Source organism: Rhodobacter ferrooxidans, assembly GCF_000176015.1.
Classification (GTDB): domain Bacteria; phylum Pseudomonadota; class Alphaproteobacteria; order Rhodobacterales; family Rhodobacteraceae; genus Pseudorhodobacter_B; species Pseudorhodobacter_B ferrooxidans.
Window position 1 is genome coordinate 108,439 of sequence record NZ_ACYY01000002.1, and the last position, 12,551, is coordinate 120,989.

The following is a 12,551-nucleotide window of genomic DNA, read 5'->3' on the forward strand; positions in this document are numbered from 1 at the left end:
GCCGTGCTCGGGATATAGCCTTGGACGTCGAGAGGGGAAACCGGAAATCTGCCGCAGGGATAAAGGGGTGCCGGATGGGCATGGAGGATTTTCTGACCATTGCGCTGCTGGCCGTTGGCTTTGGCGTGTTCTGGCGCTGGATCGCGTTGCGATATGTGCAGCAGCGCGACGGCAAGCTGGCGCAGCCGTTGCGCGATGAAAGCGCCGGGATGATCACGCTGCAGCTTCTGGCTTCGGCCGGAATGGCGGCCGATCCGCGCCGGACCTTCAATGAATACCGGTTGCGGGTGTCGCTTGGTGCGCGGCTGGCGGTGGCCGTGGTGACGGGGCTGATCGCCGTCACCATCGTGCGGATGTATGGCTGGCAGGTGCTGACCGACCCGCAGCAGCCAAAGCCGGTGCTGGAGGGTCTGATTCTGGGCTTTGCCCTGCTGCAAACCCTCTATTTCGCCACTTACGAGCTGCGCTATGACGCCACGCACCTGACCGCGCCGCGCTGGTTTTTTGGCAATCGCACCCGGGCCTGGCGCGATCTGTCGGCGATCACCACTGAAGATGCCTGGTTCCTCAGCTTTCGGTTTGATGATGGCAGCACGGCGCGGGTGCCGAAATTCGTTGTAGGCCGCGCCGGTTTGCTGGAGGTTGCGCAGCACTGGTTGCAGCACGACGAAAGGCCACCCCCCGCCCATGCCCGAACTTCCCGAGGTTGAGACCGTCCGCCGCGGGCTGGAGCCGGTAATGGCTGGCCAGACCATCGTTGCAGCACAGGTCAACCGCCCCGATCTGCGTTGGCCGTTCCCGCCGAACATGGCCGCACGGCTGACCGGCGCGCGGGTGCTGGGGCTGCGGCGGCGGTCGAAATACCTGCTGGCCGATCTTTCCAGCGGCGAGACGCTGCTGATCCATCTGGGCATGTCGGGGCGGATGCTGGTGTCGGGGGCGATGCTGGGGCAGTTTCACCATGCCCATCCGGCGCCCGCTAAACATGACCATGTGGTGCTGGATATGGAAAGCGGCGCCCGCGTCACCTTCAACGACGCCCGCCGCTTTGGCGCGATGGACCTGATGGCGACGGATGGCGCCGAAAGCCACCCGCTGCTGGCAAGCCTGGGGCCGGAGCCTTTGGGCAATGCTTTCGACGAATCGGTGCTGGCTGCGGCGCTGAAAAACCGCAATACCCCGATCAAATCGGCGCTGCTGGATCAGCATGTGGTGGCGGGTCTGGGCAACATCTATGTCTGCGAGGTGCTGTTTCGTGCCCGGCTGAACCCCGCCGCCAAGGCCGGGTCGCTGACCCCGGAACAGACCGCCTCGCTGGTGCCGATCATCCGGCAAGTGCTGTCCGAGGCCATCGAGGCCGGGGGGTCCAGCTTGCGCGATTACCGCCAGACCGACGGCGAACTGGGCTATTTCCAGCACCGTTTCCACGTTTACGACCGCGAGGGCCAGCCCTGCGCCACCCCCGGTTGCCCCGGCCACATCGAACGCATGGTGCAATCGGGCCGCTCCAGCTTTTACTGCCCGGTCTGTCAGAGATGACTTGATCCCGGCCCCAGTGGTGCTAGGAGTCGCGCCATCCGCAAGGGAGACAGGCCATGGCCTATGAGACGCTGATCGTCGAGATCGAAGACTATGTGGCCGTGATCCGCCTGAACCGGCCCGAGGCGCTGAACGCGATCAACGCGCAGTTGATGACCGAACTGGCGCATGCCATGGCCGCCGCCGATGCCGATGAACAGGTGCGCTGCATCGTGCTGACCGGGTCGGACAAGGCCTTTGCTGCCGGGGCCGACATCAAGGAAATGGCGACGAAATCCTTCGTCGATGTTTATGGCGCCGATCTGTTCGGTCTGGATGCCGAGGCAATCTCGCGGGTGCGCAAGCCGATCATTGCCGCGGTGGCGGGCTATGCCCTTGGCGGCGGTTGCGAACTGGCGATGCTGTGCGATTTCATCATCTGCGCCGACAATGCCAAGTTCGGCCAGCCCGAGATCAACCTGGGCGTGGTGGCCGGCATGGGCGGCACCCAGCGGCTGACGCGGGCAGTCGGCAAGGCCAAGGCGATGGACATGCATCTGACCGGCCGCTTCATGGATGCCGCCGAGGCGGAACGGTCGGGGCTGGTTTCCCGCGTGGTGCCCGCCAAGAACCTGATGGAAGAGGCGCTGAAGGCCGCGGTGAAGATCACCGAGAAGTCGGCGCTGACGGCGATGGCGGTGAAGGAATCGGTGAACCGCTCTTTCGAGACCACGCTGACCGAGGGGCTGCGGTTCGAGCGCCGCCTGTTCCACGCGATGTTTGCCACCGAAGACCAGAAAGAGGGCATGGCCGCCTTCCTTGAAAAGCGCCAGCCGCAATTCCGCGACAGATAAGACAAATCCGGGTTTCCCCGGTTGACTTGCCCCCGAGTCGCTCGTAAAGACGCGGCTTCAAGATAGACACGAACCGAAGAACCGGAATCCTTACATGGCCAATTCGCCCCAATCCAAGAAGCGCGCCCGCCAGTCCGAGGCACGCTATGCCGTGAACAAGGCGCGCCGTTCGCGTATCCGCACCTTCCTGCGCAAGGTCGAAGAGGCGCTGGCCTCTGGCAACCAGGATGCCGCCGCCGCCGCCCTGCGCGTGGTGCAGCCGGAACTGGCGCGTGGCGTGACCAAGGGTGTGCTGCACAAGAACACCGTGGCGCGCAAAATGTCGCGGCTGTCGTCGCGCGTGAAGGGTCTGGCGACCGTCGCCGCCTGATATCACGACACATTTTCCGATCTGAAAAGCGCGCCTCTGGGTGCGCTTTTTGCATTTCGCCAAAGCCGCAAAACCACCGCCGTTGCCGATTTGCCAGCGCCGGGGGATTCGCGCGATCAAAGTTCTGTCAACAACGAAGATCAGTTGCAGCACCACCTGCCCGCTTGCTAGCTTGTCCAAGCGATTCACGCTTGTCCTGGGGGACATGACAGGATCACGCTTCGGGGGACTGCTTGCAAAGCTGCCGCGCTGCCGCGGTGGAAAATTTCCTGTTCGTGATCAAATGGTTATGCGGTCTGCGCCTGTTCCGGCGCCAACTGTGACCATCGGCTTGGCCGGGCCCGGATTCGGGGCCGGTGTTGCCCTGTGCTGACCCCACATGATGATCCGTTCGGCGGTGCCTTGTGCCGCCCTCGGGGTGAGTCGTGTGTGGTGTGTGGCGCGGACGATTGTCGTCCCAATCAAGCCAGTAATGAATGGCGACGGACAGGAAAACATGACCGACGAAACCTGGGGCAAAGTGTGTGAAGAACTGCGCCAACAGATTGGCGACAACAATTATAAAAGCTGGATCGAACCGCTGACCCTGTCGGGGCTGGAAAACGGTGTGGTGTCGTTCCGGGTGCCGTCGCAGTTTCATGGCGATTGGGTATCGCGCAACTATTCCGACCATATCCGCGCCCATCTGGGCACTGCGGGTGTGACGGTGCACCGGGTCGAATTCAAACACAGTGCCCGAGCGGTTGCCGCGCCGAAAACCGCCGCTCCGCGCGGTGTCAAAGCCGCCAAAGCCCGTCCTGCCGCCGAGGCCGAGGTGCCGGGCGCGCCGCTGGATTCGCGTTTCACCTTTGACAGTTTTGTGGTCGGCAAGCCGAACGAGCTGGCCCATGCCGCCGCCCGCCGGGTGGCCGAGGGCGGGCCTGTCAGCTTCAACCCGCTGTTCCTGTATGGCGGCGTCGGTCTGGGCAAGACCCACCTGATGCATGCCATCGCCCATGAATTGCACGTCCGCCAGCCGCATCTGCGGGTGCTGTATCTTTCGGCCGAACAGTTCATGTATCGCTTCGTGCAAGCCTTGCGCGAACGCCAGATCATGGATTTCAAGGAGCTGTTCCGCTCGGTCGATGTGCTGATGGTCGATGACGTGCAGTTCATCGCGGGCAAGGACAGCACGCAGGAGGAATTCTTCCATACTTTCAACGCGCTGGTTGATCAGAACAAGCAGATCGTGATTTCCGCCGACCGCGCGCCGGGCGAGATCAAGGATCTGGAGGAACGCATCAAAAGCCGTCTGCAATGCGGGCTGGTGGTCGATCTGCACCCCACCGACTACGAATTGCGCCTTGGAATCCTGCAACAGAAGGCCGAGTTCTACCGCGGCCAGTATCCGGGCCTGCAACTGGCCGATGGCGTGGTGGAGTTTCTGGCGCATCGCATCACCACCAACGTGCGGGTGCTGGAAGGCGCGCTGACCCGGCTGTTCGCCTTTGCCAGCCTGGTGGGCCGCGAGATCACGCTGGACCTTACGCAAGATTGCCTGGCCGACATTCTGCGCGCCTCGGATCGCAAGGTCACGATTGAAGAAATTCAGCGCAAGGTGGCCGAGCATTTCAACATCCGTCTGGCCGACATGATCGGGCCAAAACGGGTGCGCACCATCGCCCGTCCGCGGCAGGTGGCGATGTATCTGGCCAAGCAGTTGACCCCGCGCAGCCTGCCGGAAATCGGTCGGCGGTTCGGTGGGCGCGACCACACCACCATCATGCACGGCGTGCGCCGCATCGAAGAGCTGATCACCACTGACAGTCAGCTTTCCGACGACCTGCAACTGCTGCGTCGCCTGCTGCAAGCCTGAGCCTTGTCATTGCCAAAGGCTGCGACCGCAGCTTTGGCGGCTTGGAAAGGCCGGGCTGCCAGCCTGTGATGTGCTGGACGCCGCGGTGAGTTTTGCCGTTTGACTCTGGAATGGCAAAGCCGCGGCCTGCAGCGCGCGCTGCATTTACCGAAAATGTCCAACCCGATGGAATAGTTGCCCGGTGCCGCTGGGCTTGCGGATGAATCCCATCCAAAATCGGAGAAAAGACATGACCAACCCATTCACCAATCGTGCAGCCGCCCTGAATGGCCCTGCGACAGATATTTTTCCGGTCAGCCCGAACGATGGCATCGACCTGCCGATTGTTGCCTTGTCGCTGTATGTCGAAGTCGGCGGAACCGTTTCCTTGGTGACGGCCGCGGGCCAAACCCGTCAGGTCGTTGTGGCCGATACCTCGATTCTTCCGGTTGGGGCATTGCGTGTGCGCGCCACCGGCACCACCGCAACCGGTATTCATGCCTTGGTGATCGCATGAAACTGACCTGCGACCTCAGCTTCAGTTCGGCCCCCCACCGACCCCGCGGGTGGAAGCCGACCAAGTTGTTTTCCGCAGGGGTGAAGGGGGGCTGGTATGACCCGTCCGATCTGCGGACGCTGTTTCAGGATGCGGCGGGCACCATTCCGGTGACGGCGGCAGGGCAGCCGGTCGGGCTGATGCTGGACAAATCACGCGGCCTGATGCTGGGGCCGGAACTGGTGGCGAATGGCGGATTCGACAGCGATACGGCCTGGACGAAAGGGGCGGGCTGGACGGTCAGCGGTGGCGTGGCGACCAAGGTGCCAGGTGCCGGGTCCAGCATCTTTCAACCGGTCGGCGCAACGGCAGGCCGGTTCTACCGGGTCAGCTACACCGCGACTTGCACCGCCGGTGGTGCCGACATTGGCATCGGTGGCACCGGTGCGATCAAGACACCGACCATCTCGGCGTCGGGAAGCTATTCTGCGGTGATCTTTTCTGGTCTTTATGACCAGGATCTGAAGATTTTCGCCAATGCCGCGTTTGTCGGGTCGATCGACAACATCAGCGTTCGCGAACTTGCGGGCAACCATGCAAGCCAGACCGCCGCTGCTGCCCGTCCGATCTGGCAGACCGGCGGCGGCCGGCGTTGGCTTGATTTTGACGGCGTGGATGACGGTCTGGTGTCCGGCGCCATCGACCTTACCGCCACCGACAAGCTGACGGTCATCGCCGGCGTGCGGAAGGCGAGTGATGCGGCGATCGGCGTTCTGGCAGAGTTGTCGGCCTCGTCCGGCAGCAATCCGGGCAGCATGGCGTTGTTTGGCCCGCATCTGGCGGGCAGTGCCGCGTTTTCGTTCAGCAGCGCCGGGACGGCGATTGCCAACGCGGTTTACACCGACGCTGGCATTGCAGCACCGTTTGCAGCAGTGCTGACCGGGACCGGCGACATCGCCGGTGACAGCGCGACCCTGCGCCTGAACGGGGTGCAGGTGGCCAGCGTCGCCACCGATCAGGGAACCGGGGCCTATGGCAACTACCCGCTTTACATCGGGCGGCGTGGTGGCACGACGTTGCCGTTCGGTGGGCGGCTTTACGGGCTGATCCTGATGGGGGCTGCAAAATCGGCGGTGGATATTTCAAAAGCCGAGCATTTCCTGGCCGCAAAAAGCGCTGTCATGTTGCCGTGAACCTGCTGAGGCGAAAACGGAGGTTACCTTTGCTGGATATTTTCGAGACGCAGTAGCGTGTCAGGCGTGGCCCTTCAGGCAGACAATGAACTGCGGATGGTCTGGCGGCCGGATGCCGCGGTGCTTGGCCGATTCGGGGGCAAGGCATACTTCGGCAGACAGGGTCGAGGGCAGATGCTTATACATGTCGGTTGCCATGTGATCGAGCGTGCCGCGCCAACGCCGCCAACCGGGTCGTTTGCGGGATAAATGCGTCGAACCCGCGGGATTGATGGGCCGATGTGGCTTTTTCGCCCACAATCGGGCCATCATGCGCCGCCCCGGCCGCCCTTAGGCCTTGTGAAAGCTGGCAAAACCGCTAGTTTTGGCGTCCCGGTCACGGGGCTTTCAGGGGGATAAGCCAATGAAGATCAGCATCGAACGCGGCACGCTGCTCAAGGCGCTGTCCCAGGCCCAATCGGTTGTCGAGCGCCGCAATACCATCCCGATTTTGGCCAACGTGCTGATCGAGGCCGAGGGGGCGAACGTGTCGTTCCGCGCCACCGATCTGGATATCGAGGTCGTTGACCGCGCGCCTGCAATGGTGGAACGCGCCGGGGCCACCACGGTGTCGGCGGTAATGCTGCACGAGATCGTGCGCAAGCTGCCCGAAGGCGCGCTGGTGTCGCTGGCCGAGGATGGCGCGGCGGGTCGGCTGACCATCACCGCCGGGCGTTCGACCTTCAATCTGGCGACGCTGCCGAAAGAAGATTTTCCGGTGATGGCGAATGCGGAATACGCCTCGAACTTCTCGGCCCCGGCGCCGTTGTTGCGGCGGCTGTTCGACAAGGCGAAATTCGCCATCTCGACCGAGGAGACCCGCTATTACCTGAACGGCGTCTATCTGCATGTCTCGACCGGTGAGTCCGGTCCGGTGCTGCGGGCGGTGGCGACCGATGGCCACCGGCTGGCGAGGATTGATGCGCCCTTGCCGGAAGGCGCTGCCGGTATGCCCGGCGTGATCGTGCCGCGCAAGACGGTGAACGAGTTGCGCAAGCTGCTGGACGATGACGAGGCGCAGATCGCGGTCTCGGTGTCGGAAACCAAGGTGCGGTTTGCCACCCCGGTCCTGACGCTGACCTCGAAGGTGATCGACGGCACCTTCCCCGATTACACCCGCGTCATCCCGACCGGCAATACCCGCCGTCTGGAAGTGGACGCCGCCGAGTTCGCCCGCGCGGTGGACCGGGTGGCGACGGTGTCCTCGGAACGCTCGCGTGCGGTGAAGCTTTCGCTGGACGAGGACCGGCTGGTGCTGTCGGTGAACGCGCCGGACAGTGGCGCCGCCGAGGAAGAGCTGGCGGTGGCTTACGGCGACGAGCGGCTGGAGATCGGCTTCAACGCCAAGTATCTGCTGGAGATTGCCAGCCAGGTGGACCGCGAGAATGCGGTGTTCCTGTTCAATTCCTCGGGTGATCCGACGCTGATGCGCGAGGGCAATGACACCTCGGCGGTCTATGTCGTGATGCCGATGCGCGTTTGACAAGCAGCCGGGGGGCCAGCCCCCCGGACCCCCCGGGATATTTGAGAACAGGTGAATGGGGTAGCGTGTGAGCGGTCTGGCCATCACATCGCTGAGCCTGTCGCATTTCCGCAGCCATCGTGCGGCGCGGCTGCATTTTGACGGACGGCCGGTGGCGCTGGTCGGGCCGAACGGCGCGGGCAAGACCAATGTGCTGGAGGCAGTGTCGCTGCTGTCGCCCGGGCGGGGGTTGCGGCGGGCGGGGGTGGACGAGATCGCGCGGCGGCCCGAGGCAATGGGCTGGAAGGTCGGCGCCGATCTGCGCGGCATTGGTGCTGCGCATGAGGTGGAAACCTGGGCCGAGGCGGGGCAGGCGCGGCAGGTGCGCATCGACGGCAAGCACGCGACGCAGGCGATGCTGGGGCGGATTGCCCGGATGCTGTGGCTGGTGCCGGCGATGGACCGGCTGTGGATCGAGGCGGCGGAGGGGCGGCGGCGGTTTCTGGACCGCATGACGCTGAGTTTCGCGCCCGATCATGCCGAGGCGGTGCTGGCCTATGAAAAGGCGATGCGCGACCGCAACCGGCTATTGAAGGATCAGGTGACGGACGCGCATTGGTACGGGGTGCTGGAGGCGCAGATGGCGGCCTCGGGCGCGGCGATCATGGCGCATCGGCGGCTGGCGGTGGCGCGGTTGCTGGCGGCGCAGGTCGGGGCCGAGACGGCGTTTCCGCAGGCGGATCTGGCGATTGTGGCGGAGGGCGATTTGCCCGAGACTACCGATGCCTTGGCGCAGGCCTTTGCCGAGGGGCGCAGGCGCGATCTGGCGGCGGGGCGGACGCTGATCGGGCCGCATCGGGCCGATCTGGCGGCGCGGTTTGCCGCCAAGGATGTGGCGGCGGACCAGTGCTCGACCGGCGAGCAGAAGGCGCTGCTGATCAGCCTGATCCTGGCCAACGCGCGGGCTTTGGCCGCCGATCTGGGGGTGGCGCCGATCCTGCTTTTGGACGAGGTGGCGGCACACCTGGATGCCGACCGGCGGGCGGCGCTTTATGACGAGATTTGCGCGTTGGGGGCGCAGGCCTTGATGACCGGCACCGGGGCGGAATTGTTTGACACTCTGGGCGCGCGCGGCCAAACCTTTGCCGTGGCCGACGAGGCTGGCGTATCGAGGATATCGGAGACATGACCCCGCAACGCGTGACGCTGATCACCCTGGGTGTGGCCGATCTGGCTGCTTCGCGGGCGTTCTATGCGCGGTTGGGCTGGCGCGAGCATGGCCAGAGCCAGCCCGGCGTTGCGTTTTTCCAGATGCACGGCGCGGTTCTGGGGCTGTTTGGGCTGGGCGATCTGGCCGCCGATCAGGGCAGGCCGGGGGTGGCGCTGGGCACCGGGGCGATCACGCTGGCGCAGAATTTCGCCAGTGCGGCAGAGGTGGATGCCGCCTTTGCCGTCGCCCTGGCCGCCGGGGGCAAGGCCTTGAAAGCACCGGAGAAAGTGTTCTGGGGCGGCTATTCCGGCTATTGGGCCGACCCGGATGGCCATGTCTGGGAAGTGGCAATGAACCCGTTCTGGCCCTTGGCCGCAGATGGCAGCCTGACTTTGGCCGAGGCGCCATGACCATCACGATCGAGGGCCTGCTGCTGTATTGCGGCGCGCTGGTGATCCTGTTCCTGACCCCTGGGCCGGTCTGGGTGGCGATCATCGCCCGCGGGCTGACCGGCGGGTTTTCCGCCGCCTGGCCGCTGGCGGTGGGGGTGGCGATCGGCGACATGGTCTGGCCGCTGGCGGCGATTTTCGGGCTGAGCTGGGTCGCCTCGGTCTATGCCGATTTCATGGTGGTGCTGCGCTGGGTGGCGGTGGGGATTTTCCTGCTGATGGGGTATCTCTTGATCCGCCACGCCGGTCGGGCGATCTCGGCCGACAGCCGGTTGACGCGGCCGGGGCGCTGGGCCGGGTTTGCCGCAGGGGTGGCGGCGATTCTGGGCAACCCCAAGGCGATCCTGTTCTACATGGGCGTGTTGCCGGGGTTCTTCGATCTGACCCGCGTCACCGCCCCCGACATTGCCGCCATCCTTGCCGTGTCGGTGGCCATTCCGATGACCGGCAACCTGATCTTTGCCGCCACGGTGGACCGGGTGCGGCGCGTGATGTCCTCGCCCACGGCGCTGCGGCGGCTGAACCTGACGGCGGGCTGGCTGCTGATTGCGGTGGCAGGTGCAATCGCCCTGATCTGACCGCTAAATCTTGTGGCTTGCGCGTGACATTCCCCCCCCATCCGGCTATAAACCTGCCCAACCGAAGGGGTTCTATCCGCATGTCCGAAGCTGCCAAGACCACGCCCACCTATGACGCCGATTCCATCAAGGTTCTCAGAGGGTTGGAAGCCGTTCGCAAACGGCCCGGCATGTATATCGGCGATACCGATGATGGCTCGGGCCTGCATCACATGGTTTACGAGGTGGTCGATAACGGCATCGACGAGGCGCTGGCGGGGCATGCCACCGCGGTCTCGGTGAAAATCCACGCCGATGGCTCGGTTTCGGTGCGCGACAATGGCCGTGGCATCCCGGTGGATATCCATGCCGAAGAGGGCGTTTCGGCGGCTGAAGTCATCATGACCCAGTTGCACGCGGGCGGCAAATTCGACCAGAACAGCTACAAGGTTTCGGGCGGGTTGCATGGCGTTGGCGTGTCGGTGGTGAACGCGCTGTCGGAATGGCTGGAGCTGCGGGTCTGGCGCAACGGCAAGGAATATTTTGCCAAATTCGTGCATGGCGACACCGTCGAACACCTGCGCATCGTTGGGGATGCGCCGGGGCAGAAGGGCACCGAGGTGCGGTTTCTGGCCAGCCTGCAAACCTTTTCCAACCTCGACTATGTCTTCAAGACGCTGGAAAACCGGCTGCGCGAACTGGCCTTTCTGAACTCGGGCGTCAAGATCGTGCTGGAGGATGAGCGCCCCGCCGAGCCGCTGAAAACCGAGTTGATGTATGAGGGCGGCGTGCGCGAATTCGTGCGCTATCTGGACCGCTCGAAATCCTCGATCATGGCCGACCCGATCTATATCATCGGTGAACGGGCCGGGATCACCGTTGAAGTGGCGATGTGGTGGAACGACAGCTACCATGAAACCGTGCTGCCCTTTACCAACAACATCCCGCAGCGCGACGGCGGCACCCATCTGGCCGGTTTTCGCGGCGCGCTGACCCGCACCATCAACAATTACGCGCAATCCTCGGGCATCGCCAAGCGCGAGAAGATCGACTTTACCGGCGACGACGCGCGCGAAGGGCTGACCTGCGTGCTGTCGGTGAAGGTGCCAGACCCGAAATTCTCCAGCCAGACCAAGGACAAGCTGGTGTCGTCCGAGGTTCGCCCGGCGGTGGAAAATCTGGTCAACGAAAAGCTGGCCGAATGGTTTGAAGAAAACCCCGCCAATGCGAAAATCATCGTCGGCAAGATCATCGAGGCGGCTTTGGCGCGCGAGGCGGCCCGCAAGGCGCGCGATCTGACACGGCGCAAGACCGCCCTGGACGTGGCCAGCCTGCCCGGCAAGCTGGCCGACTGTCAGGAACGCGACCCGGCGAAATCGGAACTGTTCTTGGTCGAAGGCGACTCGGCGGGCGGGTCGGCCAAGCAGGGCCGTAGCCGCGCCAATCAGGCGGTTCTGCCGCTGAAGGGCAAGATTCTGAACGTCGAACGCGCCCGTTTCGACCGGATGCTGGCCAGTCAGGAGATTGGCACCCTGATCACAGCACTTGGCACCGGCATTGGCCGCGATGAATTCAACATCGCCAAGCTGCGCTACCACAAGATCGTCATCATGACCGATGCCGACGTTGACGGTGCCCATATCCGCACGCTCTTGTTGACTTTCTTCTTCCGGCAGATGCCGCAAGTCATTGAAGGCGGTTATCTTTATATCGCCCAGCCGCCGCTTTACAAAGTGGCGCGTGGCAAGTCCGAGGTTTACCTGAAAGATCAGGCGGCGCTGGAGGATTATCTGGTGCAGATGGGCGTCGATGGTGCCGTGCTGCGGCTGGGCACCGGCGAGGATATCGCGGGCGCCGATCTGGCCCGCGTCATCGAAGGCGCGCGGCAGTTCCGCCGGGTGCTGGAGGCGTTTCCGACGCATTACCCGCGGCACATTCTGGAACAGGCGGCGCTGGCGGGGGCGTTTGACCCCGGTCGCGCCGAAAGCGACCTGCAAGCGGTGGCCGATACCGTGGCCCGCCGGCTCGATGCTGTGGCGCTGGAATACGAACGCGGCTGGCAGGGGCGGATCACGCAAGATCACGGCATCCGCCTGTCGCGCATCCTGCGCGGCGTCGAAGAACTGCGCACGCTGGATGGTGCCGTGCTGCGCTCGGGCGAGGCGCGGCGGCTGTCGCAGGTTTCCGCCACCACACGCGATGTCTATGTCACCCCGGCGCGTCTGGTGCGCAAGGACCGCGAGCAGTTGATCCACGGCCCCATTGAACTTTTGAAGGCCATTCTTGCCGAGGGCGAAAAAGGCCTGACCCTGCAACGCTACAAGGGTCTGGGCGAGATGAACCCCGAACAGCTTTGGGAAACCACGCTCGACCCCGAGGCCCGCACGCTGCTGCAGGTCAAGGTCGATGATCTGGCCGAGGCTGACGACATCTTCACCAAGCTGATGGGCGATGTGGTCGAACCCCGGCGCGAGTTCATCCAGCAGAACGCGCTGAACGTGGAAAATCTGGATACCTGAGCCGCGGTCGCCCGCCTGCTATCGGATGCCGCATTTGCCCTTCCACGGGC

At 64.1% G+C, this 12,551-nt stretch carries 13 protein-coding genes; 12 read left to right on the plus strand and 1 reads right to left on the minus strand.

Annotated elements, in window-relative coordinates; genetic code table 11:
* Nucleotides 1-74: 74 nt before the first annotated feature.
* The 7 genes from RSW2DRAFT_RS02040 (at nucleotide 75) to RSW2DRAFT_RS02070 (ending at nucleotide 6,265) form a co-directional block, all read left to right on the plus strand.
* Nucleotides 75-710 (plus strand): hypothetical protein, encoded by a 636-nt coding sequence (locus tag RSW2DRAFT_RS02040; protein WP_008027544.1) that lies wholly within the window; start codon nucleotides 75-77, stop codon nucleotides 708-710.
* The gene (gene mutM / locus RSW2DRAFT_RS02045) at nucleotides 688-1,539 is read left to right on the plus strand and encodes a bifunctional DNA-formamidopyrimidine glycosylase/DNA-(apurinic or apyrimidinic site) lyase (protein WP_008027546.1); all 852 of its coding nucleotides are present in this window, start codon (nucleotides 688-690) and stop codon (nucleotides 1,537-1,539) included. The genes RSW2DRAFT_RS02040 and mutM overlap by 23 nt, the downstream gene beginning before the upstream one ends.
* Before the next feature lie 56 nt (nucleotides 1,540-1,595).
* Entirely contained in the window at nucleotides 1,596-2,372 is a 777-nt protein-coding gene (locus RSW2DRAFT_RS02050) for an enoyl-CoA hydratase (RefSeq protein ID WP_008027548.1), read from the plus strand.
* Between the two features lie 94 nt (nucleotides 2,373-2,466).
* Nucleotides 2,467-2,742 carry a 30S ribosomal protein S20 gene (gene rpsT / locus RSW2DRAFT_RS02055; protein WP_008027550.1) on the plus strand — a complete coding sequence of 92 codons (276 nt, stop codon included), beginning with the start codon at nucleotides 2,467-2,469 and terminating at the stop codon, nucleotides 2,740-2,742.
* A 496-nt stretch (nucleotides 2,743-3,238) separates the two neighbouring features.
* The gene (dnaA, locus tag RSW2DRAFT_RS02060) at nucleotides 3,239-4,597 is read left to right on the plus strand and encodes a chromosomal replication initiator protein DnaA (protein ID WP_008027552.1); all 1,359 of its coding nucleotides are present in this window, start codon (nucleotides 3,239-3,241) and stop codon (nucleotides 4,595-4,597) included.
* Nucleotides 4,598-4,826: 229 nt separating this feature from the next.
* Nucleotides 4,827-5,093 carry a spike base protein, RCAP_Rcc01079 family gene (locus RSW2DRAFT_RS02065; RefSeq protein WP_008027553.1) on the plus strand — a complete coding sequence of 89 codons (267 nt, stop codon included), beginning with the start codon at nucleotides 4,827-4,829 and terminating at the stop codon, nucleotides 5,091-5,093.
* On the plus strand, nucleotides 5,090-6,265 hold the full coding sequence (locus RSW2DRAFT_RS02070) for a LamG domain-containing protein (protein ID WP_008027556.1): 1,176 nt from the start codon (nucleotides 5,090-5,092) through the stop codon (nucleotides 6,263-6,265). The genes RSW2DRAFT_RS02065 and RSW2DRAFT_RS02070 overlap by 4 nt, the downstream gene beginning before the upstream one ends.
* A 60-nt stretch (nucleotides 6,266-6,325) precedes the next feature.
* On the opposite strand, the gene RSW2DRAFT_RS18665 is transcribed toward RSW2DRAFT_RS02070, so the two are convergent.
* A complete protein-coding gene (locus RSW2DRAFT_RS18665) occupies nucleotides 6,326-6,451 on the minus strand; it encodes a hypothetical protein (RefSeq protein ID WP_269629099.1) in 126 nt (41 codons plus the stop codon).
* A gap of 217 nt (nucleotides 6,452-6,668) precedes the next feature.
* On the opposite strand from RSW2DRAFT_RS18665, the gene dnaN reads away from it, so the two are divergent.
* The 5 genes from dnaN to gyrB all read left to right on the plus strand — a co-directional run bounded on the left by dnaN (nucleotide 6,669) and on the right by gyrB (nucleotide 12,501).
* Nucleotides 6,669-7,787 (plus strand): DNA polymerase III subunit beta, encoded by a 1,119-nt coding sequence (gene dnaN, locus RSW2DRAFT_RS02075; RefSeq protein WP_008027557.1) that lies wholly within the window; start codon nucleotides 6,669-6,671, stop codon nucleotides 7,785-7,787.
* 67 nt (nucleotides 7,788-7,854) lie between these two features.
* A complete protein-coding gene (gene recF, locus RSW2DRAFT_RS02080; RefSeq protein ID WP_008027560.1) occupies nucleotides 7,855-8,955 on the plus strand; it encodes a DNA replication/repair protein RecF in 1,101 nt (366 codons plus the stop codon).
* On the plus strand, nucleotides 8,952-9,386 hold the full coding sequence (locus tag RSW2DRAFT_RS02085; protein ID WP_008027563.1) for a VOC family protein: 435 nt from the start codon (nucleotides 8,952-8,954) through the stop codon (nucleotides 9,384-9,386). Before recF ends, RSW2DRAFT_RS02085 begins: the two co-directional genes overlap by 4 nt.
* Nucleotides 9,383-10,003 carry a LysE family translocator gene (locus RSW2DRAFT_RS02090; RefSeq protein ID WP_008027565.1) on the plus strand — a complete coding sequence of 207 codons (621 nt, stop codon included), beginning with the start codon at nucleotides 9,383-9,385 and terminating at the stop codon, nucleotides 10,001-10,003. The genes RSW2DRAFT_RS02085 and RSW2DRAFT_RS02090 overlap by 4 nt, the downstream gene beginning before the upstream one ends.
* A gap of 80 nt (nucleotides 10,004-10,083) precedes the next feature.
* Nucleotides 10,084-12,501 carry a DNA topoisomerase (ATP-hydrolyzing) subunit B gene (gene gyrB, locus RSW2DRAFT_RS02095; RefSeq protein ID WP_008027566.1) on the plus strand — a complete coding sequence of 806 codons (2,418 nt, stop codon included), beginning with the start codon at nucleotides 10,084-10,086 and terminating at the stop codon, nucleotides 12,499-12,501.
* Nucleotides 12,502-12,551 lie beyond the last annotated feature (50 nt).

Coding starts and splice junctions, on each gene's coding strand:
- RSW2DRAFT_RS02040 (WP_008027544.1), top strand. CDS start 75: ATGGGCATGGAGGATTTTCTGACCATTGCGCTGCTGGCCGTTGGCTTT.
- mutM (WP_008027546.1), top strand. CDS start 688: ATGCCCGAACTTCCCGAGGTTGAGACCGTCCGCCGCGGGCTGGAGCCG.
- RSW2DRAFT_RS02050 (WP_008027548.1), top strand. CDS start 1,596: ATGGCCTATGAGACGCTGATCGTCGAGATCGAAGACTATGTGGCCGTG.
- rpsT (WP_008027550.1), top strand. CDS start 2,467: ATGGCCAATTCGCCCCAATCCAAGAAGCGCGCCCGCCAGTCCGAGGCA.
- dnaA (WP_008027552.1), top strand. CDS start 3,239: ATGACCGACGAAACCTGGGGCAAAGTGTGTGAAGAACTGCGCCAACAG.
- RSW2DRAFT_RS02065 (WP_008027553.1), top strand. CDS start 4,827: ATGACCAACCCATTCACCAATCGTGCAGCCGCCCTGAATGGCCCTGCG.
- RSW2DRAFT_RS02070 (WP_008027556.1), top strand. CDS start 5,090: ATGAAACTGACCTGCGACCTCAGCTTCAGTTCGGCCCCCCACCGACCC.
- RSW2DRAFT_RS18665 (WP_269629099.1), bottom strand. CDS start 6,451: ATGTATAAGCATCTGCCCTCGACCCTGTCTGCCGAAGTATGCCTTGCC.
- dnaN (WP_008027557.1), top strand. CDS start 6,669: ATGAAGATCAGCATCGAACGCGGCACGCTGCTCAAGGCGCTGTCCCAG.
- RSW2DRAFT_RS02085 (WP_008027563.1), top strand. CDS start 8,952: ATGACCCCGCAACGCGTGACGCTGATCACCCTGGGTGTGGCCGATCTG.
- RSW2DRAFT_RS02090 (WP_008027565.1), top strand. CDS start 9,383: ATGACCATCACGATCGAGGGCCTGCTGCTGTATTGCGGCGCGCTGGTG.
- gyrB (WP_008027566.1), top strand. CDS start 10,084: ATGTCCGAAGCTGCCAAGACCACGCCCACCTATGACGCCGATTCCATC.